Genomic DNA, 25,373 nt, shown 5'->3' on the forward strand with positions numbered 1-25,373 from the left:
TTCAACTATTTTGTCAGCTAAGCGATTGGCTTAAGCATTACTTTCGCAATCCTGGTCTTTGTTCCCACCAAAATAAACCATCCAGCAGATACCGAATTGATCCTGAAAAGCGCTGTATAGTTCGGCAAAAAATGTTTCGCCAAGTGGCATTTCAACGACCTTTGCATTGGTGCTCAGTGCATCGTACAAAGCTTTCGCTTCGGTGGTGCTTTCGCACATCAGCATGACATAGCTGTTGTTTCCTTGGATATATTGTTGTCCAAAAGCAGGAACAACATCAGCTCCCATCAGCATACTATCGCCGTTGATCGAAATTGCTGTATGACAGATTTTGTTTTTTGCTTCGTCTGGAACAGGTGGCATCTGTGGGTCGGCAGGGATATCTCCATAACGCATGAAGCCAGGATTTTTTGTATTGAAGACTTTTTCATAAAAGTTGAATGCTTCTTCACAGTTTCCGTCGAAATTTAGATAAGCGTGTAATTTTGCCATGATTTCTAATTTTTGAATATAATGATTACTTCTTTTAACTCTTTTCTCAATTTTTCCTTCCTTTAAGACTATAAATAAATAGCTTGGAAGCACATTGGTAAAATTAAGCTGAAGTTTTCTTAAAAATCTTGCCTTAAGGCAAGATTTAAAAAAGTAGTCCTTTGGGCGTTACCACGGTTTAATTTCCGTGGACAATTTCTTTCCGGATGCGGCTTAGGGAAGTGTCGGTGATGCCCAGGTAGGAAGCAATTTGCTTGAGTGGTGCCTGCTGTATCAATATTGGTTTTTCTTTTATCAAGCGCAAATAGCGGGTAGTAGCAGGTTCGGTAATCATGGCAATAGCCCTATTTTTACTGTGAACAAGTTCCTTGGCCATCCAAGAACGCCCCCATTCCCTAAATTCAGGAATCTGATGAAAAAGTTCCTGAAAATCTTCAAACTTTATTTTCCAGAGACGGGTTTCCATGAGTGCCTGGATATTTTCCACCGTTGGATGGCGTTGAAAAAAAGAGGCGACTTCAATGACAACATCATTGTCCGTACAGAAGCTTATGGTAACTTCATTGCCTTCATAATCGTGTAAAAAGGAGCGTGTAAGTCCATACTCAATCAAGTAATAAGCATTTGAAACCTGTCCTTTGGTCAATATAAAATCGCCCTTTTTGACGGTTATGGCTTCATGTTTTTCTGTAATTGCAGTTAATTCCTGAGGAGTTAGTGCAAGCTCACTATAGAAGGTTCTAATTAGATCCATGTCCTGGTTATTTGATTACGAAGTTAATTTAACGATTAATCTGCAGATCAATTGTTAATAGATTGTGTGATTATTGTAAACAAACAAGTGTTTCATTGATAATTTTGTTTGTTTTGAAAAGTATTTTTGATAAAAATATAATAAATATTAAAAATTATTATGAATTTAGTTTTTAATTGTTTTACTTTGTGTCAATAACATAATGTAAAAACGAAATATTTAAAATTTTCATAATATGTGTGGAATTATTGGCGCTTTTGAATTAAAGCAACCTGCAAGCTCATTGAGATCTCAAGTATTAGAAATGTCAAAACGTATTCGCCACCGTGGTCCGGACTGGTCGGGTATATTCACTGGTGAGAAAGCTTTATTAGCACACGAGCGGTTAGCTATTGTTGACCCTAAATCTGGAAGTCAACCATTGTACAGTCCGGACGGTAAAGTTGTACTAGCAGTTAATGGCGAGATCTATAACCACCATGAATTAAGAAATAGCCTTCCTGATTATGAGTTCTCGACACAAAGTGACTCTGAAGTTGTGTTGGCATTATATTTAGCGAAAGGTCCCTCATTTGTGGATGAATTAAATGGTATTTTTGGTTTTGCACTCTATGATTCACGTGATGATTCCTTTTTTGTCGCACGTGACCATATGGGAATTATCCCTCTATATTATGGTGAAGATGAGCAGGGGCAATTGTTCGTTGCATCCGAATTAAAATCACTGGAAGGTTTCTGTACGACGATTGAACAATTTCCTCCGGGGCATTACTTGTATAGCAAAACGGGGAAAGCTCCGCAGCGCTGGTATCAACGTGATTGGGAAAGTTACGATGTTGTAAAAGACAACGAGACCGATATCGCTGTTTTGCGCAAAGGTTTGGAAGATGCGGTGCATCGTCAATTGATGTCAGATGTACCTTACGGTGTACTGCTGTCTGGTGGATTGGATTCATCGGTTATTGCTGCGGTAACGAAGAAGTTTGCATCCAAACGTATCGAAAGTGACGACAAAGAAGATGCCTGGTATCCTCAACTGCATTCATTTGCGGTGGGATTGAAGGGAGCACCGGATTTAATTGCGGCACAGAAAGCAGCAGATCATATCGGAACAATACACCACGAGATCAACTTTACCATCCAAGAAGGATTGGATGCGATCCGTGACGTGATCTACCACTTGGAGACTTATGACGTCACGACGGTACGCGCTTCTACACCGATGTATTTATTAGCTCGTGTAATCAAATCAATGGGCATTAAAATGGTATTGTCGGGTGAAGGGTCAGACGAACTCTTTGGTGGGTATCTTTATTTTCATAAAGCGCCAAATGCACAGGAATTTCACGAGGAAACTGTACGTAAGCTGAAAAAGCTTTACCTGTACGACTGTCTGCGGGCAAATAAATCACTTGCAGCATGGGGTGTTGAAGGGCGTGTACCTTTCCTAGATAAAGAATTTATGGACATTGCGATGCGTATCAATCCTTCCGATAAAATGATTCGCGAAGGAAGGATGGAGAAATGGGTTGTACGTAAGGCATTTGAAGACTATCTGCCAGAAAGCATCGCATGGCGCCAGAAAGAGCAATTTTCTGACGGTGTAGGCTATAGCTGGATCGATACCTTGAAAGAGCAGGCTGAAAGTAAAGTTTCTGATCAGGAGTTTGCCGAGGCTTCAACGCGCTTCCCGATAAACACACCGAAAAACAAAGAAGAGTTTTTATATCGGACAATTTTCGAATCACATTTTCCTTCAACAGCGGCAGCACAAACTGTTCCATCGGTAAAATCTGTCGCATGCAGTACGCCGGAAGCCTTAGCTTGGGATGCTTCTTTCCAGAATCTGAATGATCCATCGGGTCGGGCTGTGGCCTCGGTTCACCAAGAGAGCTACGAAAAATCCAAAGTGGAAGCCGTGTAACTAATCAACCCTCATATCTATATTTGGTAAAGCCTGGAAAGTTTCTTTTCAGGCTTTTTATGTTTTTTTTTCAACTAAATAAGGGTATATCATTTAATTGATTAAAAATGAATGTGTGTTTTTAAATATTGTTTAGTAATTTTCGGAAAAACCAATCACAGGAAACTTTGGGTTTCTAAATTAACTAAGGTTGACCGGAGCACTGTCTTTTTCTGGAGCTTCTTTGAGAGCTAGTGGAATATAGTAACATGTAGTTTGCGCTCGTAGCGTTAGCGTATTAACGGAGAATTATACAATAAATAAAGATATATACATGAAGGTAGATTTAATGAAACAGCGTGGAATGAAATCTTTAGGGCTGGCACTTCTATTGCTGAGCACTCCAGCTATTTTTGCTCAAAATAAAGAAGCGATGGTTTCGTCAATTGTGCAGGAGGCAAATGCAAATTCACAATTGGAGAAGTATGCGTTTGAGCTTGTCGATATGATTGGCCCCCGTCTTGTCGGGAGTCCACAAATGCAACAGGCGCATGATTGGGTTGTCAAAAATTATAATGCGCTTGGCGCACAGGCCCGCAATGAGCCCTATGGTGAATGGCGTTCGTGGGAACGAGGAACTTCTCAGGTGACGATGACCTATCCCCGCATAAAATCTTTGGAAGGTACACAGTTGGCGTTCAGTCCCGTGACCAAGGAGAAAGGGGTTGAAGCCGAGGTTGTGGTAATGCCTTTATTTAGTTCCCCGTCTGATTTTCAGTCTTGGCTTAAGACAGTCAAAGGCAAGATCGTATTGATTGGAATGAATCCGCTTTCAGGACGGTCAGATGCCAACTGGAAGGAGTCAGCTTCCCCGAAAGGTTATGAAAAATATCAAGCCTTAAAAAATGATCAGTTGAAAAAATGGGAGAGTAGTATGTCCTATACGGGAAGCACGCGTCGGACATTGCCCTTGGCTTTGGAGAATGCTGGCGCCGTTGGTGCCATTGATTCCTATTGGACAGAGTTGCCTGGTATTACACGGATTTTTGATGCGAAGTCCAAACAGATTCCGGTATTTAACGTAGGGCTGGAAGATTACGGTCTGTTATACCGCATGGCAGAACATGGGGTCAAACCTCGGGTTTCGCTGCAGGGAAATTCAAAAGAGCTTGGAATATCAAAGACCTATAATAGTATCGCAGAGATCAAGGGAAAGGAAAAACCGGGCGAGTATGTTGTGCTTTCGGCGCATCTAGATTCGTGGGACGGCGCTTCGGGAGCGACAGACAATGCGACAGGAGTAATTACCATGATGGAGGCTGTCCGCATTTTAAGGAAGGTTTACCCGGATAATAAAAGAACGATTTTGGTCGGTAACTGGGGAAGTGAGGAGCAGGGGCTGAATGGCTCTTCAGCTTTTGTCGAAGATCATCCCGAGATCGCTAAAAATATACAGGTGGTATGGAATCAGGATAACGGCACAGGGCGAATTGTCCGGATAGGGGGCAGTGGTTTTGAAAAATCTTACGAATATATAAGCCGCTGGGTGCAATATTTGCCTGAAGAGTTCCGTAATGAAATCCAAACCAGTTTTCCAGGTATGCCGGGGACGGGGGGAAGCGACCATTCTTCTTTCGTTCAAAAAGGAATTCCGGCCTTTGGGCTCTCTTCCACATCCTGGGACTATGGTAAGGTGACCTGGCACACCAATCGGGATACCTATGATAAGATTGTGTTTGATGAAGTAAAACAAAACGCCATTATCGTTGCGATTTTGACTTACCTTGCCTGTGAAGAGCCTGCTTTGGTCTCCCGCGATAAGATCACATTGCCAATTGATAAAGATGGCAAGCCGACGGTATGGCCAACTAATCTACAGTCTAAAAGAACGAGTGGCAACTGATGATGAAACAGCTCATTTTTGTTGGTCTATTTTTGGTGTGCGCCCTACTCTCTAATGGACAGGTTTCATTTGCCAATTTAGAAAACTACAGAACCGAGTGGTTGATCCTCCGTGAAAATAATAATTCTCTGGTGGGGATCCGTAGTTTCACGACAAATACTGTAAAATATTATTTAACGGTAGATCCTACTACACTGCAAACGCGTGTAGTAGGAGATCGATCGGTCAGCGTTCTGTAAAACGATGCGGCTCAGGTTACAAAAAGTCTAAGTGGTTCGGTATACGAAAGCTGTTTTTCTTTAGTCAGAAAAACTGAAAACAACTTACAGGATGCGGGGCTGAATTTTAGGCTTCCCAAAGAGGCTGGTATTAATTTGACGATTGATCTATGTCCTTCACATAAACCTTTGGACAGGGCTATTTTTGAAGATCTTCTCGCTGCGTTTAAGGGGATAGATCGCAGCCTGCCACTGGCCGTTTCTGTTTCGGGTAAATGGATGCTAAATCACGCCGCAGATCTAGCATGGCTAAAGTCATTGGATGCAAAGGGAGTAAAGATTACCTGGGTCAATCATACGTATGACCATGTTTTTACTAGTAATCCTTTAACATCCAATTTTTTGCTTTCCAAAAATACGAATCTAGGTTATGAAGTGTTGGAGAATGAAAAATTGATGCTGAAAGACGGTCTTCTGCCTTCGGTATTTTTTCGTTGTCCGGGCTTAGTTTCCGATCGGCGTATCATTGAGCAACTATTGTCCTATGGTCTTATTGCGGTAGGCTCGGATGCCTGGTTGGCAAAAGGGCAGCAGGCCAAAAACGGAAGTATTGTCCTGATTCATGGTAATGGGAATGAGGAGGTTGGGGTGCAGGATTTTATCCGATTGCTTCGGACAAAATCTCAGGCTATAAAAACAAAACACTGGACACTGTATAGTTTATCCGAAGGCTTGGATCAGGAGTCACATTAACCTGTACTAAATTGCATAAAAAAGGGCAGTCCAAATCTTTTTGGATAGCCCTTTTTGTGTTGTCTTGTTTTCCTGAGTTTATGACGGATTTTTGAGGTGCTGATTGAAGTAGTCCGCAATTTTTTCGTACATATGAATACGGTCTTTTCCCATTACATTGTGTTCATGAGTCGGGTATAGAAAATAATCTACTTGCTTTCCGGCTTTAATACAGGCTTCTAAAAACTCCATGCTGTTTTGTTGTACAACGACAGGGTCTTGTGCGCCGTGAATAATCAATAGTCTTCCTTTCAGTTGATCGGCTTTATTGAGGAGCGATGTCAATTTATAACCTTCCGGATTTTCTTGCGGCGTGTCCATGTAGCGTTCGCCGTACATCACCTCATAAAATTTCCAGTCGATTACAGGACCTCCAGCTACTGCAGCCTTGAAGATATCGTTATGATGGAGCATGAAGGAAGTTGTCATAAAACCACCGAAACTCCACCCGAAAATACCCATGCGCTGTTGGTCAACAAAAGATTTTGATTTAAGGAACTCTATTCCTTTCATCTGGTCGGCCATTTCGTTTTGACCGAGGTTGCGATGCGTAGCTGTATAGAAATCACGGCCTCTGTAATTCGTGCCGCGATTATCCATCGTGAAGACGATATAGCCATGTTGCGCCATATACATATCAAAATATCCAGCGCCTCCTAGCCATTTGTTGGAAACAAGCTGCGAATGTGATCCGCCGTATAAATAATACATGACCGGATATTTCTTAGCTGGATCAAAGTCGTTGGGATAAATGATACGTCCTGTCAATGGGTATTTCCCATCTGCGGATGTCAACTGTACAAATTCGATTTTAGGATCATTTATTTTTCCGGAAAAAGGGTTTTCTGCATTGACTAAGGTGGTTTCTTTAGCAGATTTAACTTCTTTGACCTGAACTTTATTTGGTGTTTTTAAATTACTATATTGATCGTAGATATACTTGCCATCGCTACTTAGTGCAGCATGATGCGTACCCGATTCATTTGTTAATTGAACCGTTTTCCCAGATTTTAGGTCGACCTCAAATAATTGGCGATCTAAACCGTTGTTGGTGACTCCTGTATAGCTAACTTTGCTGCCATCAGCCGAAAAGTCGAGCAATGCCTCCATAACGATGTCTTTATAGCCGAGTTTTTTGATCAGATTACCTTCCGTGTTGTAGAGGTAAAGTTGATTATAGCCATCTCTATCGGATTGATAAAGGAATTGATCCGGTTTGTTTGGTAAGAATGTCAATGGGTTTTCAGGTTCAACCCAGGTTGTCGCAGTTTCTTCAAACAGGGTTTTGACCAAAGAACCGTTTTCTGCATTATATTTGTTGACTTTAAGATCATTTTGCCCACGGTTAAGTACTCCGACGTAGATGTATTTACCAGAAGGATCCCAGGTAACCATGGTCAAATACTGCTCTGAATGCTCACCGGTTTGAAGGGTTACCTTTTGTCCCGTGGTGGTGTTGTAAACGATCAACGAAACTTCTTCCGATTTTTGGCCTGTCATTGGATATTTAATCCATTTGATATTCGTAATTTTGGAACTCCATTGCGGTAATGGATAATTGGCGACCATCGTTTCGTCTTTGTGATAGTACAGCAGTTTGTCATTTTGATTGTTCCACCACATTCCTTTCTTGATGCCAAATTCCTGGCGATGGGTGTAATCACTACCATTGACAATTCCTTTGTCGTTATCGTTGGTGACGGAAGTAATTTTGCCGTCTTTGTCAACAATTGCGATGTTATTGTCTACTAAGTAGGCGATTTTTGAAAAATCCGAACTTACCTCGCGATTAGCTCCCTTGTTGTCATTGCCGATAAAGCTTTCAATATTTTTTGATTTGATATTGTAAGCCACCGTGTAAGTTTTATCTTTTCCATCGACTTGGAGTAATAGCGCGTTTCCATCACGCCATTTATAGTCGTAAGGAAACATCCGCAGATTGAATGTTTCGCCCGGAATAGCCGTTTTCAATGCTGCTTCGAGGTCTGCTTTAGAGGCTAGATTAGTTTCGCTCCAGTTGTTGGAAGCGCTTTTTGATAATAGATTCTGGTACGATTTATCGAGATAGGAGAGGTTGTTTGATTTTGGGATCCACGATGCTCCGGCTATTGATGTTGGGGCGTAAGTTCGGGGTCCAAATACTGTTTCTTCTAAATTGAGGTTGCGTTGTGCATAGCTGCTGATGGAGCTTGCCAACAAGAAGAATAGCGCAATTCTTTTCATTAAACTGTAATATTGTGTGAATGTTTATACACAACGTCATACGTGAGCCCATTCCAGTGGTTATTTTGCGCTTCATTAGTCCAATAATCACATGAGGCTTCTAAACCTGTTGCGATAGGAAATTAAAGGCGCAAGTAGCTCATTACATTCCGTTTGTTTTTAAATTTTATAGGGCTAAATTAGGGAAATAGCCCTATAAAACCTAGTACAGAATTGTTGCTTTTCTAACTTAAATTGTTTGCTATAAACCGCTACGTCTTGCTGCTAAGTTATAGTTTACGTAGCCAGATGTTTCTGAACTGGACCAGATCACCATGATCCTGCAGTACAATTGGACCTGGGCCGTGGCTTATTTGTTTTGGTAGTCCGATATATTCGGTTGTGCCATCGATTTGAGTATTGTTTTGTACAACGACGCCATTATGGAGGACCGTTACTGTTCCTTTAGCGGTCAAGATTCCATCCTTATTGAACTGAGGGGCTTTATAAATAATATCGTACACATGCCATTTTTCCGGAGCAATTACCTGCGCCAGGGGTGGGCGTTGTTTGTAAATACTGCCCGCTCCGCCATTGACATAGGTTGGGTTGTTATTGTTGTCCAATACCTGAATTTCATAAAGCCCTTGTAGGAAAATTCCGCTATTACCTCTTCCTTGGCCCTCGCCTTTGATTACTTCGGGGCTTTTCCATTCAATATGCAATTGAAAATCGCTAAAGTGTTCGTTGGTCTCAATGGCTCCAGCCCCCGGTTTTACTTCAAGTACGTTGTTGGCTACCGTCCAATTGGCTTTGCCTTTTTCACTTTTCCATTGACTAAGATCCTTGCCGTCAAAAAGGACAATGGCATCGCTTGGTATACCCTGATTGATTGTAACTGTCGGTGGTACCGGACTATAATATTCGGTGTCGCTGGGTTTCATATTTGTTTGGGCCTGTAATGCAGTGGCGCCAAATAAGAGTGTTGTTGCTATCGCTGAGGATAAAGAAAAGTTCATCTGTTGGGTTTTTGGTATGGTTAAATATACAAATAATCCCACTTGTTTGGAACAATTTCAGTAGGTTTGTGCATGGCAACCATTTTACAGACAGTATCGCTGAAAGAAGCTCGGTTCTATGCACCAATAGGTTACTATGAAGAAGAACAGGTGCTAGGCAATGAATTTTTTGTTTCTATTGACGTATGTTTTCCCTTTTTGAATGCCGAGACAGAGGACTTAAACAATACGCTCAACTACGAAGAACTTTACCAGATTACAGCCGGTGTCATGCTACCTAAACGCAAACTACTGGAATCTGCGGCTTCAGAAATACTTGAACAGATTCGGGAAAGAGTATCCCATGCTCTGACGATCGAAGTGGTGATACGCAAATCGAACCCTCCCTTTGGAGGGGACCTTTCTTGCTCCCAAGTTAGTCTTAAATATTTTAAGGATTAAAACGAAACTGGATCAGCGATATACCAACTGAAAGATTTAGTTTTGCCAATCGTTATCTGATAGTCTTAAATTAATAGTATGAATATTTACGATCTTGTCATAGCCGATAAGGAAAGGATTGCTTTGGAGGATGTTTTCTTGGAAAAGGACAGCCGTCAAAAGCTGCATCAGCTGATTAAAGAGCATCGTTATATTAAAGAGCTTTCGCAATATGGTCTGCCGGTGAGCAATAAGATTTTACTGCACGGTTATTCGGGTTGCGGAAAAACAACAACGGCGAAAGCGCTGGCTACAGCGCTTGAAAAACCAATTTATGTGTTGAATTTGAGCAACCTCATTTCTTCTCGTATTGGCGAAACCTCGCAGCACATCAAACAGGTCTTTGATAAAGCAGGGCGTGAAAAAGCAGTTCTGTTTTTAGATGAATTCGATCAGATCGGAAAGGCGCGGATTAGTGAAGAAAAGGATGTGGGTGAAATGCGCCGTCTCGTGAACACCATTATACAGCTGATCGATTATTTTCCTGCTGAAGCGGTATTGATTGCAGCAACGAATCATCCTGAAATATTGGATACAGCCATTATCCGGCGGTTTCAGCTTCGTTTGGCTTTTGAGTTGCCGACCATAGTACAACTGGATGCCTATTATGATAAATTATTTACGCCATTTCCACATTATGCTGATGTCGTACAGCGACGCTATGGGATCTCCTATGCAGAGGCTAAGGACTATATTTACGATGCTGTCAAATTCTTATTGATTGCTTCGCTGGAACAAAATCAACCTTAATGGTTTTTTGAACGTTACGTTTCGGATGCCTAATAAAATACCAACTTCTGATAAAATCTTTTTCTCTTATATGACACACTACTATTCGAACGCTCTGTTTGAGGTGCTCAGTAAAAATAACAACGTTTCATAAAAGATTTTTCTCTTATACGGTACGCTGCTAATTGAGCGCTCTGTTTCAGACTCTTAATAAAAAATGACAATTTCTGATAAACTGTTTTATCTCCTATACGTTAGTCTGTGTATAGGGACAATTTGGGATAGGGGGCAGGGAGCCCGCTAATGACAAATTGATCGCTAGGTAGTTGGAAACAGTTGTTTTTAAGACAAAATGACATTATTTTTTATTTTTAAATGACATTTTGTCTTTTAAAACCTGCTGGTACGCAAATTGAATAGCTCTCTTCAAATAGGTAGAACAAAAAACGCTTAACAATAAAATAAAAAATTAGGAGGACAAAAAAATGGCATTAATTAAATTCCCTACAAAAAGTTTAAACACGGATGCAGTAAATCCATTTGTGAACACTGTATTCGACAACTTATTCAATGATAACTTCATCTCCGATCGTTTGGTGTCCCGTGTACCTGCGGTCAATATATCAGAAACTGAAAAATCCTTTAAAATTGAAATGGCAGCGCCTGGATTGGATAAATCTGATTTTAAGATCAATGTCGATAAAAATCTAATTACCATTTCAGCTGAGAAAAAAGAGGAAAGTGTGAGTGAAGAAAAATTATACAGCAAAAAAGAATTCAATTATTCTTCGTTCTCAAGATCATTTACCTTGCCAGAGACCGTAGATTACAGCAATATCGAGGCTGCCTATGAAGGTGGTATATTAATTTTGACTGTTGGCAAAAAAGAAGATGCAATCATTGCAAAACGTTTGATTGAAGTTAAATAATCCAGCAGCATACAAGAAATAGTTCATTTTGGGAATGACCAAAGGTGAGCAAAAGACAATAGTTTTTAGGTTTAGTTTATGTTTTAATCCCTCGGAATTCCGTTTGCGTTCCGAGGGATTTTTTTTATCAGGATGGTCCTGACATGATGAAAAGACTATTCAGATTCCGCATAGTTTTCAGATCGGGGAATTTTGGCGAGATAAGGCTCCATCTCTTCCGGTAACTTCGTTAATTTCCGCTTATGAAGGTCGAGCCAGGCTCCATCGACGTTGACGGTACAGCACAAAACTCCGTCATTACGAAAAACTTGGTGTATAAATGAGAAACGACTATTTGTTTTGTTGTATTTCGTCAGTTCTACTTTTACCTGTACATATTCATCTAAATGCACTTCTTTAAAATAGATGAGTTCTTCCCGAAATAAAATTGGACCGATATGAAATTCGGCAAATTTATCCAGTGAAAAGCCCATTTTGTTCAACATGTTACTGCGGGCCTGTGCGCAGATATCAGCGTAAGCAGAATGCCGCATATGTCTATTTGCATCGATCTGCGCCCATATAATCTGACCTTGATAAAATATATTCTCCATAATCTTCAACGATTAGCCTCTTTTTTCATAACAATTTACATATTTTTAAATAAAGCTGTAACACTTTGTTTGTTTGCTATACTTATTACCTAAATATATTTAAAGAAAAATCGCTAGGTGAACCCATCAGAAATAGAATTTCTTCGACTGATTGACGAGAATAAAGGTATTCTCGTTAAGGTGAGCCGTATGTATATGGATGATCATGAAGGGCGACAAGATCTGTATCAGGAGATCGTCTATCAGCTGTGGAAATCCTATGCAACATTTAAGCAACAGAGTAAATTTTCAACGTGGATGTACCGTGTTGCCCTCAATACCGCAATGGTATTCTTAAAAAAAGAAAAGAAACATCAGATTTATGATACGTTAGAGGAACGACATGATTTTGCAGAAGAAGCTTACGATACCGATAAAGATGAGCAACTGAACGTTTTTTATCAGGCCGTTCAAGAGCTCAACGCCATTGAAAAAGCCCTGATATTTTTGTTTTTGGAAGGTCAGAGTCATCGCGAGATTGCAGAAAATCTGGGTATATCGGAAGTCAATGCCCGCGTAAAATTAAACCGCACGAAGGAGCGAATTCAACAAATCATTAAAAAATACAAGTATGAATTTTGATGAGTTAAAAAAATCTTGGCAGCAACAGCCTACAGACGAGGATTTACAGAATCCAAATCTCAAATACTATAAGGAAGTCGGCAATATCATGGGTAAGCTGCGCAAGAATATCAAACGTGAGTTTATCTCTTGGGCCGTGTGTATGGGCTTTCTGTTTTTGGTGCCCATCTTACCGATATATAAGATTGAAGGTTATGCTGCATTTGCCTATTACTTTTTTATCGTACAGATATCCTTATCTAGTCTTTTATATTATCGGAGGTTCTTTTATTTGGTAAAGAGTACGAAAAAGATCGAGTTGTTGGCTTCTAAAGAACACTTGCTCAAATTGTATTACGATTTGAAGTATGCCGTAGAGACCTATCGGATCGCGGCCTACGTGATGATACCGCAAGCTCTATTTCTTTATCTTATTATGATCGCACAGAATCGGACTACCGTCTGGTTTGATCGATTATACCATTTCAAGGAAACTTTCCAACAGGATCCAAACTTTATTGTGTGGATGATCCTTTCCGCAATTGCTTCCATTATTCTTGTTGTTGGTCTGACAGAATTTATGATTCGTGCTTATTATAGCAATTATATTACACAGATAAAGGAAAAGCTAGATCAAATGGAAGCCGAATAGTTTACAGCGTCCTTGTATGTATTTTATGCTGTTGAAGACTTGATTTTCCGTTCAAAATGGCTCGAACTAAAATAGGTAAGGTTTTTGTTTCATCTCCTTCTGATTAGTTTTTTTAGTCCATATGGAATATCCGCTTCATTTTATGCTTGTTTGCTTTTTGGGGCATGGATATTTCGTATATTGTCATTGAAAACCATTGTCCGTTATGTTTAATCCGACAAAGAAGTTACAGCGCAGTTCCCAGATCTTAAGTATATTGGCCAAATATGGTTTTAAAGATGCGATCGCTCGATTGCCGTGGAAGGGACCCCGATCTGCTGTAGAACATGCTATTGACGTCGATAATATCAGTGTTTATGCCCGTATTCGCATGGCTCTTGAGGAGCTCGGTCCGGCTTTTATCAAGCTTGGACAATCGGCTTCGACGCGAGAGGGGTTGTTGCCCAAAGATCTCGTAGATGAACTTAAGCGCCTTGAGGATAATGTTCCCCCTTTTGAAGTGGATATTAAATCTTATCTCAAAGAAGAACTTGAGCTGGATATTGATGGGCATTTCCAGGAGATTACTGCCGAACCTTTTGCTGCGGCCTCTATCGCACAGGTATATCGCGCAATCTTAAAAGATGGAACCCAAGTCGTTTTAAAAGTCCGCCGTCCTGGCATCGATGAGGTTATGCGCTGTGATCTGGCACTTATGCGTGATATTGCCAAAATCCTAACCATGTACAATGATGTACTGGAAAACCTTAACCTTCTGCTGATTGTTGAATCTTTCGCTACGACCATGCAGGAAGAGATGTCCCTGGTGATTGAGCGGCATAACATCGAACGCTTCACAAAGAACTTTAAAGGAAATAAACTGATCAAGGTACCCTGTGTTTATCCTGAACTCTCGTCGGACCATGTTCTTTGCATGGAATATCTCGATGGTTTCAAGGTAACTGATGCCGATGAAATTAAGCGTCGGGGAATGGATGTCCAAACGCTGGTAAAAAATGGGATCAATTTATACCTTGAGCAAGTGATTATCCATGGTTTCTTTCATGGCGATCCGCATCCCGGCAATATGATGGTGATGCCGGATGGGCGGATTGCTTTTTTGGATTTCGGAAATATGGGTAAATTATTGGGGATAGACCGTAGGCAGCTTGAAGAGTTTATTCAATCGGCTATTTCCGAAGATGCTGTCCGGCTTGCTGACGTAATTGAAGACGTTGCCGTGGTGAGCCATATTCCGGATCGTAACCGGTTTGAAAGATCCCTATATGAGATTTTCGATATGATTGATAATGTATCTCTCGGGGATCTTAGCTTAGATTTATTGTTCAATAAATTGTGGAACATCATTGGTGACAACCGCTTGTATTTTCCGGAATATATTTATCAATTGATGCGGGGCATTTCGTTGATGGAAGGTATTGGACGCCAGTTATATCCCGATCTTAATATTATGGAGAGTATCAAGCCCTTTGCACGTAGGATTATGATGGAGCGGCTCTCTCCAGAGGCAATCTTCAAAAAAGGAAAACATAAAGTTGAATCTTTTGCGCGCGATGTCGAAAAACTTCCTGAAGATATGCGCGCCCTTGTGCGCTTATTTCGAACAGGAAATTTTACACTCAACCACCGTCTGATCAGTGCGCGATCTTTTAATGCTATTTTACGCAAGGGGGTCAATCGTATTGTCATCGGAATTATGTTTATGTCACTCAATTTACTAGGTGGGATGATTATTGTCGCACGCGTAGAACCACAGTGGTGGGGAATTCCCATTTTTGCTTGGATATGCCTTGGCTCGGCATGGGTCTTTGCCATATATTTATTTGTTGCTATGATCCGAGCAAAGGACAACGATTAACCGGGGTTAGAACGCATTTTCAGCCATGATGATTGGCTATGCATACATACACGCTATAAAATAAAAAATAAAAAGATATGGAAATCAATCTAAATGGGAAAAAAGCCCTGATCGGAGCGAGCTCTGCTGGTATAGGTGCAGGTATTGCCCAAGTGCTTGCCTCATGTGGCGTATCTGTAACATTGGCTTCCCGACAGGAGGAAAAGCTACAACGTACCTGTGAAGGTCTTGATACCTCCAAAGGACAGGTGCACCAATATATCGTAGTGGACTACAATGATCACGAAGCATACAAAAAGCAGATAACACATTATTTTGAGTCGAATAAGGTGGATATTTTAATCAACAATTCGAATGGGCCTCAAGCAGGAACCATAGACCAAAAAAATCTGGCGGATTACCAGCATGCTTTTGAACTCTTATTTCAAAATCACTGTTACACGACCTCATGTGCGCTGCCTTATATGTTGGCAAATCGATACGGACGTATTATTAATGTGTCTTCTTCAACTGTGAAAGAACCGGTATCTAATTTAGTGTTGTCTAATACGATCCGTACAGCATTGCTTAGCTGGAGTAAATCGCTGGCAACGGATGTCGCTAAAGAAGGGGTGACGGTCAATAGCATCTTGACAGGCCTTTTTGATACGGACCGTATCCAGTCGCTAACCAACCTTGACGCTCAACGTATGGGTATATCCTACGAGGAAGCGCTACAATTGCGGTTGAAACAGGTTCCTGCGCAGCGTCTGGGTAAACCTGAAGAATACGGTTATCTCGTCGCTTTCCTTTGCTCCGAATATGCAAGTTATCTGACTGGAGCCAATATTCCTCTGGACGGCGGGATGTTAAAAGGCTTATAAAAAATGAGCTGCTCAATTACGTCAGGTCAAAGCCCTTGATTTGAGCATTCCATAGCTGATTGCTGTAGCCAGAACTCGGTGTAAAATTGCATAAAAAGGGGTGTCCAATCCGTTTGGACACCCCTTAATGTTAGTGTGATTTATTATTTTCAATTAGTTCAACACCAATTCGGTGTTGACAATGATGTCGACATCAGAAGCAACCGCTTCTACACCTGAAGGTAATTTATCATTGTATTTCATGCCGAAATCCTGACGGTTAATTTTTGTTTTAGCTGTAAATCCAGCACGTGTTTTTCCCCAAGGATCCGTAATGATTCCACCGTTTTGTGTTACCTCGAAAGTTACTTTTTTCGTTACATCACGGATCGTCAGATCCGCTATCATCACATATTTTCCTTTTACTTTCGCATTTTTAAAACTGATAGACTTTAATGTCATTTTAGGGAATTTTTCCGCAGCAAAAAAATCATCGGTCTTCAAGTGGTTGTCACGTGCAGCAATGCGCGTATCAATGCTATTGACGTCGATAGAGAAATTAACTTTGGCATTATTGAAACTTGTTCCTGTTGGGGTTTCAACTGTTCCTTCTACCTTAGTAAATTCACCATCAACAAAGCTGATACCAAGGTGTTTTACATCAAATCTTGCGTTGGTATGTGCAGGGTCTGCAGACCATTTTACTTGTGCCACAGCAACATTAACCATTAATACTGCTACTGCCAGAATTTGGAAAAATTTATTCATCTTATTTTCTTTTTTTATTTATCTAACCTTCAAAAGTTAAAATTGTTTGTTTGAACAAGCTTCTGCAAAGGTGGGATAAACAGACAAAGAAAAAATTGATGTAGGTCAAGAATTTCGATTCGGCTTTAAGATCTGCCTTTTTAGGCGGCTAAGAAACTCCTGCGTAACACCAAGATAGGAGGCTAATTGCATATTGGAGATCCTCGGATAGATTTTAGGGTACCTTTTGATGAAATCCAGATAGCGTTCCTGTGCAGTGAAACCTATGCTCGAGATAATACGGTGCTGCGATGCGATTTGCGCACGTTGTGCCATAATCCTGGAGAGTTTCTCGAAGATGGGATGATCTTCGTAAAGTTTGTCCTTAGCCTTTTTTGAAAGGGTCAGGATGACAGAGTTTTCCAGGGCCTGAATGTTTTGGAGGGCCGGCTCCTGATAATTGAAGCTGGCAATATCACCGATCCACCAATCTTCAATTGCAAACTGTAGGATATGTTCAATCCCATCGGCGGTGACATAGAATGATTTAAATAAACCGCTGATTACGTATGCTTCATGGTGGCATACCTCGCCTGCCCGGAGAAAGTATTCTTTTTTCTTTATTTTCCGTACCTGATAACGTGAGACGATGTCATTTAGTTCTTCCTCAGTGACATCAATACGCTGTTTTACAAATTCCCTGAATTGTTCCATTTGGCTGTAAAATACGAATTTTTTGCCATGCTAATTGAATAAGTTGTCCAATTCCTATCAATTCTAAGGTAAAATAATTCAGTTGCAGGGGATTTCTTGCATTCAATTTTGTCAACACGGTGATAAAATCTACATCTTGGTGTAATATTTGACCGGATATTCGCAAAATTCAGATAGTTTGATCAATAATTGGTATCTTTTGTCAGATTTAAAATATTTGAATTGCTATAACTATAAAAGTGTCTCATGAAGTTTGTCGCCCCCAACACCCTTGAAAATGATAAGGTCGTATTACGCATCATCGAACCAACGGATTTTGATACGCTGTATCAGGTTGCCAAAGATCCGCTGATCTGGGAACAGCATCCCAATAAGGATCGTTGGAAGGAAGAGGTTTTTCAGGGATTTTTTGAAGGGGCCTTGGAAAGTAAGGCTGCTTATTTGATCCTGGATAAGGAAAGTGGAGCCTGCATTGGGAGCACCCGGTACTATGGACTTGATGAGGCGGAAAAATCTATTTTTGTTGGATATACGTTTTATGCCCGTGCGTATTGGGGGGCAGGAATTAATCCCTTGGTCAAAGAGATGATGTTTGACTTTGCCTTCAACTTTGTGGATCGAATCTATCTGCATGTGGGGGCAGAAAACTATCGTTCTCAGAAGGCCGTGGAACGTTTGGGCGCTATTAAAGTGGCCGAAAAGATGGTCAGCTATGTAAATGAGCCAGAACGTAAAAATTTTGAATACGCATTGGAAAAATCCGCTTGGCGGCGGATCAAGAGATAAAGCCTTATTATCCCTTGATGCCGCTAAGTATACTGCCGATAATGACGGTTAATACAATCAATGTAATGATGATATAAAGTCTGTCCTTTTCGATTACAAAACCAAACAGTGAACCAATCACCCGTACGATAGGTGTACAAATCAATAAAAGAACACCCAGCTGTATAACTTGGGGAATATTTCGGCTAAATGCCCCCGAAATAATTCCAGTAATTGTTGTATTGGAATTCCCTTCACCGACAAAATCTCGATAATTCGGTACGGTGTCCTGTCCATGAACAATCAGGTAGAAGATACCGCCGAGAATAAGAATAGAGGAAGCCAATATAACGCCTATTCTTAAAATTTGTCCTACCAACAGTGAGATGTCTTTGTCTCCCCAATAGTGTTTCGAAAATACTTGTTTCATTTTGAGTAATTAGGTCCTTCATTGTCTAGCGGAAGGACGTTACAAACTTAAAATCCTAAATCGGGTAAGCTACCGTTTTTAGAATTTATGCTGGAATCCGTTGAAGATCATTTCCAAGGCCACCAAAGTAATAGCGACGGCGAAAATGATACGTAAAGTCTTTGGGTTCATGCGCTTTAAGAGTTTGGATCCTGTAATGGCACCGCATAATACACCCAGGATAACCGGAAAAGCAATACCTGGATCCATATATCCTCTTTGTAAATAGACCACTGCAGAAGCAGCTGCGGTGACACCGATCATAAAGTTGCTCGTTGTCGTACTGACTTTAAATGGAATTTTCATCATGCTGTCCATCGCGAGTACTTTAAGGGAGCCCGAACCAATGCCTAATAATCCGGAAAGTATTCCTGCAACCCCCATCAAAGAGAAGCCGCCGACGACGTTGGTCAGCTTATACGGGATCAATTTTCCATCAGCAGGGTAGGTGCTATTCAGTTTCAATTTTTCAGCCAAAGCAGAACCGCCGGATAGCGAATGTTCGTTTTTCTTCCGTATAGTCATTGCTGCGGAGAAGATCAGTACAATACCAAAAATGATTGCAATGGTATTCGTCGGCATGTAAATGGCGATGACAGCCCCGATAACAGCACCAATCGTGGTCGCTATTTCTAAAAACATGCCAAGCCGGATGTTGGTGATGCCTTCTTTGACATAGGCTGTGGCTGCACCGGATGATGTCGCTATGGAAGCCAACAAGGCCGCTCCAATGGCATAACGGATATCGACATGAAACAGAAGAGTCAATAAAGGGATGACAACGACCCCTCCGCCTAAGCCTGTCAGGGATCCTAAGAGCCCTGCTACAAAAGCACCCAGGAGAAGGATGATTGTAAAGGTGAGAATAGTCATAAATATGTGTTTGTTTGTGTGATCCAAAAAACAGCAGCTGTTTAATGGAAGGTAATTTGTTGTAAACTTAAGGGCTTTTTATTGCTTTTGAAACTTTAAACCTGGAATAGATACAAATGTTACATCAAAAGTATTATCAAAAAAATGGTACTGCCTGTCGCTTCACAGCCTGAGGCAGTACCGATGACCTTTATTGGTCTAAGTATATAGTATATAAAATATGGACAATATTATTCAGCTATTGTTTGTTGTACCTTTTCTTTTCTGTTGAAGATATCGTAGATGATTGGGAATACCAACAATGTCAATATCGTCGCTGAGATTAATCCGCCAATGATGACGATCGCCAAAGGTTTCTGTGATTCCGAACCTATACCGGTCGATAATGCAGCCGGCAACAGCCCGATGGAAGCCATGAGTGCCGTCATGACCACAGGTCGTGTTCGCGATTTTACACCTTTATAAATTGATTGGTCATTGGGTAGGCCTTCCTTCTTATTCTGATGGAATTCTGAGATCAGGATAACACCATTCTGGATACAGATCCCGAATAATGCGATCATACCTACCCCTGCCGAGATTCCAAAATTCATACCCGTCACGTGCAAGGCGATAATTCCACCGATCAGTGCAAAAGGAACGTTGGCCAACACGAGCAGCGAATCCTTGATATTTCCGAATAGAATAAACAATAGAAAGAAGATGACGATCAAACTGATCGGTACAACCTGTGCTAGGCGGTGTGTCGCACGCTGCTGATTTTCAAATTGTCCAGTCCAGCCAATAGAATATCCTTCCGGAAGCTTAATTTTACTTACTTTTTGTTGTGCTTCAGCTATGGTGCTTCCTAAGTCACGGTCACGGATGGAAAATTTGATGCCGATATAACGTTTGATGTTGTCGCGATAGATAAAAGCAGCACCATTATCTTTTTCAATGGTCGCGATACTTTTCAACGGAATTAATGTGCCATCACCACATGGAACCATCAGCTGTGCAATATCCTTTTCTGTTTTCCGATATTCGGGCGCATAACGCAGTCGAATGTTGAATTTGCGCTCACCATCGTATAAAATGGAAGCGGTCTTTCCGCCAAAGGCCATTTCCAGTACCGCCTGTGCATCTGCTGGCAGGACATTGAATGCCGCCATACGGGTCCGATCCAATACCACACTAACTTCAGGTTGGCCGATATTTAAGATGATACCAGGTTCTTTAATACCTTGAATACCTTTGACCTGTGCATAAACTTCTTTCGCCAGGCGGTCTAAGGTCGCGAGGTTATCGCCAAAGATCTTGATGCCGTTTTCGGCCTTGAAACCAGCAACGGCTTCAGCAACATTATCCGAGATAGGCTGCGAATAGTTATAGGTGATCCCCTGGAATTGTTTGAGTTTATGGTCCATCTCTTCAATCAGCTGATCCATGGTGATTTTACGTGTCCATTCCTCTTTAGGTTTTAGGGCCACAGCAAACTGAACAAAGCCAAACCCATTGGGGTCGGTACCGTCGTTGCTTCGTCCAGTTTGGGAAAGTACGCCGGTGACCTCAGGAAAAGTTTCTAAAGTACCCTTTAACAGTTTGGTTGTTTTAACCGATTCACGTAATGAAGTGCTCATTGGCATCTCGGCAGTAACCCAAAGGGAACCTTCATTTAATGTCGGTAAAAACTCTGTCCCTAAAAATTTTGCAGAAAATAAGATTGCAGCTAGTAAAGTAATTGCAACGATCATACTCAGACGCTTGTTTCGGAATGTAAATCCAAAACCTTTGGCGACAATTCTATTCCAGAATTCAACAAATGGATTGTGGCGTTCTTTTACATTTTTATTGAGCAGAATATGCGATAAAACCGGAACGAGTGTCAAGGTAAACAGTAATGCACCCAGCAAAGCAAAACCCAGGGTAAAGGCTAGTGGCGAAAACATCTTTCCTTCTACTTTTTGGAAGGAGAATATGGGCATCAAGGAGGTGATGATAATCAGCTTGGAGAAAAAGATTGCTTTTCCCAAACCTGTTCCTGTCTGTTTGATCCAGCCGGCTTTGGCCATTTTGTTGAATTTCTCCATACCCAGCTTATGAGCCTGGTGATCCAACATGACAAATATCCCTTCCACCATGACCACGGCACCGTCGATGATAATACCAAAGTCTACTGCACCCAAAGACAACAGGTTGGCGCTCATGCCAGCTAGTTTAAGACATAGAAAAGCAAAAAGTAAGGCGAGGGGTATAATGATAGAAACGATGACCGTCGTGCGCCAGTCTGCCATAAAGAGCAATACCATCAAGGTGACGAGGACAATACCTTCAATCAAGTTGTGCATAACGGTATGGGTCGTGAAATCCATGAGATTGTCACGGTCATAGAAGGTTTGCATTTTGACATCTTTGGGAAGGATTTTGTTGTTGAGCTCGTCTATTTTCGCTTTTACAGCGGTCAAGACCTCTCTTGGATTTTCGCCTTTCCGCATCACGATGGTTCCTGCTACCACATCATCATTCTTACCAAAACCAGCTTGGCCCACCCGAGGCATTGCACTTTCTCTTACCTCGGCTACATTTTTAACAAAGACCGGATTTCCCTTTTGGTTGATTACCGTGATGTTTTCGATATCATTGATCGAGTTGACCAAACCAATACCACGTACGACGTAGGACTGGCCACTTTTTTCGATGACATCTCCACCGACGTTCAGGTTACTTTTGCTGACAGCATCAAATACCTGTAACGGGGTCAGATTAAATTTGTCGAGTTTGATGGGGTCGGTACTTATTTCGTAAACCAAATCCTGTCCACCAAAAACGTTGATATCGGCTACACCAGGGACACCACGCAAAGCGCGGTCAATGACCCAGGTCTGCAAAGTAAGGAGGTCGCGCGAATTGCGTTGATCGCTATGCAATGTATAACGGAAGATTTCGCCTGTAGGGCCGTAGGGGGGCTGTACTTCAGGGTCTACATTGTCTGGCAGGCTCACAGACCGCATGAGGTTGTTGACCTGATTGCGGGCAAAAGTGTCGTCGACACCATCATCAAAGATGATTTTAACAATAGAAAGGCCAAACATGGTGGTGCTCCGTATGCTAGTTCTCTTTTGGACTGGACTCATGCCCAGTTCGATTGGTGTCGTTACGAAGCGTTCGACTTCCTCCGCACTCCTTCCGTTCCACTGGGTAATGATGGTTATTTGTGTATTGGTCACATCGGGAAATGCCTCAATGGGCATGCTTTTAAAGCTAATGAAACCAGCAATAGCCAAAATACCGACCCAAATAAAGGTAAACGCTTTATTTTTAATGGAAAAGGCGATGATATTTTTAATGAATTTGTTCATTCGTGTAAATGCTAAGACCGATTAATTATTCAATGCTCTATAGATCAAAAGTTTATTGTTGACAACAACTTTTTCACCTTCCTGTAGCCCCGTAGCCATGTAAGTTGTTCCTTCGTTTTGTTTGATCGGCAATATTTCGCGAATCTTAATATCATTTTGGGATTTATAGATCAATACGAAATATTTGTTTTGATCGAAAATGACCGCATCAGAAGGAGCTGCAAGCGCTTCCGTATTGGAGCGATGCAACACTTTAATGGTCGCTTTACTATCCGGAATAAGTAAACCATCCTTATTGTCTAGCACCACGCGTGCCTGCATTGAATTCGTTTGGGGATCGATGATCTTAAAGATTTTATCAATACTGCCCTGGAATTTTTTGTCCGGGTAGCTCAGGGTAGACACAATAGCCGGCATGCCCATACTAATCTTGTCGATATCCGTTTCGTTGACGTTAAGAATTGCCCATACATCTTTTGTATTGGCCACATCAAAGATGTTGTCGCTGCGGTCACTACGCAACTGCATGTCTTTGTTGATGTTCTTTTGGACGATGTAGCCATCGATTGGAGATACGACCGAATAAATATTACCTGTGCGCACATTGTAGATCTGACTGACGGCTTCTGAACGACGTAGTTGCTCTTTGGCTTTGGTTAATTGCCCCTTTGCTTCCAGCATGTCTTTGTCTGTACTCAGTTTACCATTATACATGTCTTCGGCCACACGGTAGTTTTTCTCGGCGAGTAACACATCGGTTCTGGCATCGGAAAGATCCTTTTGTATACCGGCAACTTCCGTACTTCTGATTGTTGCCAATACCTGACCTTTATGGACATAATCACCCAGAGAAACATTAACGGAGACCACATTCCCCCCAACGAGCGGGAAAATATCAATGTAATTGTTTTGATCGGCCGATATCTTTCCAAAGAAGTTGAGTTCTTCGGTCACATTTTCTTTTTTTACCGTAGCAAAACTTGTCGATTTAAGCATCGTCTCACTAATTTCGAAACCTTTGACAATGGCTGCATTATCTGTTTCTTTATGATTTTGGCAAGAGTAAAGTAGTACTACTGCCACAGCGGCTATAAGAAGTTTTTTAGTTGACATGAGTTGAATTAAATATAGAAGTTTGAGCCAGGTAGTTTAATTGTTCGGCGTTGAGAATGATTTCCTTTTTCATATCGTATAGCTTAAGAATGGATATGCGATAGCTGTCCATAAAATCCGTGAACTCAACTAGAGAAATATTCCCTTTTTTAAAATTATTGAATATGCCATCATAGACCACAGCGATGTTATGCAGGTCGTCTGGTGTGATAGTAAAATATTGGGTATATTGATTTTCCCAGGACTGATAGTTGGAACGGATCTGTGATTCCAGCAGCTGCCGTTGGACTTCAATATTTTTCTTTGCCTCTTCTTCGGCGTATTTCGCTTTGATCACATTTCCTTTATTTTGTTTCCACAACGGGATCGGAATGGCGGCTGTGACATTGAGCTCATTGCGGAATACACCTCCATTTTGGCTGTAGGAAAGGCCAAGGTTGATATCCGGTGTGTTTAAAGACTGTTGCCATCTGGTAAATAACTGTGCGCTTTCCGAGGTCTTCAAGGCAAATTGATAATCAGCATTGTTTTCCAAGGCCAATTGGTAGATGTTTTCCAAAGGCATTGTTGGCTTTACGGCAAGTTCCTGATCTGCTTCTTGATCTGTTAACTTTGGTAATACATCTTCCTGACTGGAAATAAGCACACGTAATTGCTGCTGTAGATTGATACTATTATTAATTGCTGTCGTTTTTTCGTTGTTGAGATCAATGGCCATTGTTTGAAGGCGAACCTGATCTTTTAAAGAAACGTTTCCTTTTTTCCCTTGCTCTTTATAAGCGGCGAGCAGATTATTGAGGTAATCCAGCTGAATTTTAATATCGGCCAACTTATGTTGCTCAAAGTAAAGGGAGTAGAAAGTTGTACGCAGCTGGGCGCGAAGGCTTGCCAGCAATTGGCTAAATTGTAGCTTAGCAAGTTCAACATTTGATTTGGCAAATTCAACTTCATTCTTCTTTTTTCCACCGAGATAAATCAATTGGGATACACTTGCTTCCTTGGATTGACCAATATGAAATGTTTTTTTGTTCTGTGGGTCGTAGGCATTGGCAGACAGTTCCAACTGTGGCAGATCCCATATTTTGGCTTGTATGACGTCTGCCTCGGCTTGACTGATGTCATATTGTTGCGCGAGTAGGGAGAGATTACTTTTAATAAAAGCCTCTTCGCATTCTTGAAGCGTCATCTTTTTTCCCGAGATCTCACTTTGCTTTATTCCAAATGTACTTTCATGAATGCTCAAGTAATCTGCCTGTGGTGGTTTTTGTTGAGCAAAAGCCATGCTATTGCAAAGCAATAAAAATATAAGGGGTGTCTTTGTCATGTGTTTCAAAACTTATGTAACAAAATAACTGGTCTAAGATTAAAGACCCCTTAATAAATGCTTA

24 protein-coding genes are annotated in these 25,373 nt (G+C 41.2%); 12 read left to right on the forward strand and 12 right to left on the reverse strand.

Annotated elements, in window-relative coordinates; all coding sequences use genetic code 11:
- Nucleotides 1-30: 30 nt before the first annotated feature.
- Both B3P16_RS11060 and B3P16_RS11065 read right to left on the reverse strand, forming a co-directional pair.
- A complete protein-coding gene (locus tag B3P16_RS11060; RefSeq protein ID WP_070562920.1) occupies nt 31-492 on the reverse strand; it encodes a VOC family protein in 462 nt (153 codons plus the stop codon).
- A gap of 178 nt (nt 493-670) precedes the next feature.
- A complete protein-coding gene (locus B3P16_RS11065) occupies nt 671-1,246 on the reverse strand; it encodes a Crp/Fnr family transcriptional regulator (RefSeq protein ID WP_286842961.1) in 576 nt (191 codons plus the stop codon).
- A gap of 235 nt (nt 1,247-1,481) precedes the next feature.
- On the opposite strand from B3P16_RS11065, the gene asnB reads away from it, so the two are divergent.
- The 4 genes from asnB to B3P16_RS11085 all read left to right on the forward strand — a co-directional run bounded on the left by asnB (nt 1,482) and on the right by B3P16_RS11085 (nt 6,023).
- Nucleotides 1,482-3,170, forward strand: a complete 1,689-nt coding sequence (gene asnB / locus B3P16_RS11070) for an asparagine synthase B (protein ID WP_046672432.1) — start codon at nt 1,482-1,484, stop codon at nt 3,168-3,170.
- Nucleotides 3,171-3,483: 313 nt separating this feature from the next.
- Nucleotides 3,484-5,052, forward strand: a complete 1,569-nt coding sequence (locus B3P16_RS11075; protein ID WP_112375533.1) for a M20/M25/M40 family metallo-hydrolase — start codon at nt 3,484-3,486, stop codon at nt 5,050-5,052.
- Nucleotides 5,052-5,291 (forward strand): hypothetical protein, encoded by a 240-nt coding sequence (locus tag B3P16_RS11080; RefSeq protein WP_286842963.1) that lies wholly within the window; start codon nt 5,052-5,054, stop codon nt 5,289-5,291. Before B3P16_RS11075 ends, B3P16_RS11080 begins: the two co-directional genes overlap by 1 nt.
- A gap of 135 nt (nt 5,292-5,426) precedes the next feature.
- Nucleotides 5,427-6,023: a hypothetical protein gene (locus tag B3P16_RS11085; RefSeq protein ID WP_286842964.1), complete on the forward strand. Its 597-nt coding sequence runs from the start codon at nt 5,427-5,429 to the stop codon at nt 6,021-6,023.
- A 78-nt stretch (nt 6,024-6,101) separates the two neighbouring features.
- On the opposite strand, the gene B3P16_RS11090 is transcribed toward B3P16_RS11085, so the two are convergent.
- Together B3P16_RS11090 and B3P16_RS11095 are read right to left on the reverse strand one after the other, a co-directional pair.
- Nucleotides 6,102-8,285: a S9 family peptidase gene (locus B3P16_RS11090; protein WP_286842966.1), complete on the reverse strand. Its 2,184-nt coding sequence runs from the start codon at nt 8,283-8,285 to the stop codon at nt 6,102-6,104.
- A gap of 269 nt (nt 8,286-8,554) precedes the next feature.
- Nucleotides 8,555-9,283, reverse strand: coding sequence for a 3-keto-disaccharide hydrolase (locus tag B3P16_RS11095; RefSeq protein ID WP_070562903.1), 729 nt, complete (start codon nt 9,281-9,283; stop codon nt 8,555-8,557).
- A 72-nt stretch (nt 9,284-9,355) separates the two neighbouring features.
- On the opposite strand from B3P16_RS11095, the gene B3P16_RS11100 reads away from it, so the two are divergent.
- The 3 genes from B3P16_RS11100 (at nt 9,356) to B3P16_RS11110 (ending at nt 11,421) form a co-directional block, all read left to right on the forward strand.
- Entirely contained in the window at nt 9,356-9,724 is a 369-nt protein-coding gene (locus B3P16_RS11100; protein WP_046672427.1) for a dihydroneopterin aldolase, read from the forward strand.
- 78 nt (nt 9,725-9,802) lie between these two features.
- Entirely contained in the window at nt 9,803-10,513 is a 711-nt protein-coding gene (locus B3P16_RS11105; RefSeq protein WP_070562900.1) for an AAA family ATPase, read from the forward strand.
- A 464-nt stretch (nt 10,514-10,977) separates the two neighbouring features.
- Nucleotides 10,978-11,421 (forward strand): Hsp20/alpha crystallin family protein, encoded by a 444-nt coding sequence (locus B3P16_RS11110; RefSeq protein WP_112375535.1) that lies wholly within the window; start codon nt 10,978-10,980, stop codon nt 11,419-11,421.
- A gap of 155 nt (nt 11,422-11,576) precedes the next feature.
- Here the strand turns inward: B3P16_RS11110 and B3P16_RS11115 are convergent, their stop codons facing one another.
- On the reverse strand, nt 11,577-12,014 hold the full coding sequence (locus tag B3P16_RS11115; RefSeq protein ID WP_286842968.1) for an acyl-CoA thioesterase: 438 nt from the start codon (nt 12,012-12,014) through the stop codon (nt 11,577-11,579).
- Between the two features lie 117 nt (nt 12,015-12,131).
- On the opposite strand from B3P16_RS11115, the gene B3P16_RS11120 reads away from it, so the two are divergent.
- From B3P16_RS11120 to B3P16_RS11135, 4 genes are all read left to right on the forward strand, one after another.
- A complete protein-coding gene (locus B3P16_RS11120) occupies nt 12,132-12,635 on the forward strand; it encodes an RNA polymerase sigma factor (protein WP_112375536.1) in 504 nt (167 codons plus the stop codon).
- A complete protein-coding gene (locus tag B3P16_RS11125) occupies nt 12,625-13,266 on the forward strand; it encodes a hypothetical protein (RefSeq protein WP_070562889.1) in 642 nt (213 codons plus the stop codon). Before B3P16_RS11120 ends, B3P16_RS11125 begins: the two co-directional genes overlap by 11 nt.
- A 205-nt stretch (nt 13,267-13,471) precedes the next feature.
- Complete coding sequence (locus tag B3P16_RS11130; RefSeq protein WP_286842970.1) at nt 13,472-15,124, forward strand: ABC1 kinase family protein; 1,653 nt, start codon at nt 13,472-13,474, stop codon at nt 15,122-15,124.
- Between the two features lie 77 nt (nt 15,125-15,201).
- The gene (locus tag B3P16_RS11135) at nt 15,202-15,987 is read left to right on the forward strand and encodes an SDR family oxidoreductase (RefSeq protein WP_088162867.1); all 786 of its coding nucleotides are present in this window, start codon (nt 15,202-15,204) and stop codon (nt 15,985-15,987) included.
- A gap of 153 nt (nt 15,988-16,140) precedes the next feature.
- On the opposite strand, the gene B3P16_RS11140 is transcribed toward B3P16_RS11135, so the two are convergent.
- Nucleotides 16,141-16,734, reverse strand: a complete 594-nt coding sequence (locus tag B3P16_RS11140; RefSeq protein WP_286769987.1) for a YceI family protein — start codon at nt 16,732-16,734, stop codon at nt 16,141-16,143.
- Nucleotides 16,735-16,839: 105 nt separating this feature from the next.
- A complete protein-coding gene (locus tag B3P16_RS11145) occupies nt 16,840-17,427 on the reverse strand; it encodes a Crp/Fnr family transcriptional regulator (protein ID WP_286842971.1) in 588 nt (195 codons plus the stop codon).
- Nucleotides 17,428-17,673: 246 nt separating this feature from the next.
- On the opposite strand from B3P16_RS11145, the gene B3P16_RS11150 reads away from it, so the two are divergent.
- Entirely contained in the window at nt 17,674-18,213 is a 540-nt protein-coding gene (locus tag B3P16_RS11150; protein WP_046672418.1) for a GNAT family N-acetyltransferase, read from the forward strand.
- Between the two features lie 7 nt (nt 18,214-18,220).
- Here B3P16_RS11150 and B3P16_RS11155 read toward each other — a convergent pair whose 3' ends face one another.
- The 5 genes from B3P16_RS11155 to B3P16_RS11175 all read right to left on the reverse strand — a co-directional run bounded on the left by B3P16_RS11155 (nt 18,221) and on the right by B3P16_RS11175 (nt 25,309).
- Nucleotides 18,221-18,622, reverse strand: coding sequence for a DUF1634 domain-containing protein (locus B3P16_RS11155; RefSeq protein WP_070562870.1), 402 nt, complete (start codon nt 18,620-18,622; stop codon nt 18,221-18,223).
- Nucleotides 18,623-18,700: 78 nt separating this feature from the next.
- Nucleotides 18,701-19,534: a sulfite exporter TauE/SafE family protein gene (locus tag B3P16_RS11160; RefSeq protein WP_286842973.1), complete on the reverse strand. Its 834-nt coding sequence runs from the start codon at nt 19,532-19,534 to the stop codon at nt 18,701-18,703.
- A gap of 230 nt (nt 19,535-19,764) precedes the next feature.
- Nucleotides 19,765-22,872, reverse strand: a complete 3,108-nt coding sequence (locus tag B3P16_RS11165) for an efflux RND transporter permease subunit (protein ID WP_286842975.1) — start codon at nt 22,870-22,872, stop codon at nt 19,765-19,767.
- Between the two features lie 21 nt (nt 22,873-22,893).
- Nucleotides 22,894-23,955, reverse strand: coding sequence for an efflux RND transporter periplasmic adaptor subunit (locus tag B3P16_RS11170; protein ID WP_286842977.1), 1,062 nt, complete (start codon nt 23,953-23,955; stop codon nt 22,894-22,896).
- A 19-nt stretch (nt 23,956-23,974) separates the two neighbouring features.
- Complete coding sequence (locus tag B3P16_RS11175) at nt 23,975-25,309, reverse strand: TolC family protein (RefSeq protein WP_286842979.1); 1,335 nt, start codon at nt 25,307-25,309, stop codon at nt 23,975-23,977.
- Nucleotides 25,310-25,373: the final 64 nt, after the last annotated feature.

The organism is Sphingobacterium sp. UBA7631, from assembly GCF_002483935.1.
Lineage (GTDB): Bacteria > Bacteroidota > Bacteroidia > Sphingobacteriales > Sphingobacteriaceae > Sphingobacterium > Sphingobacterium multivorum.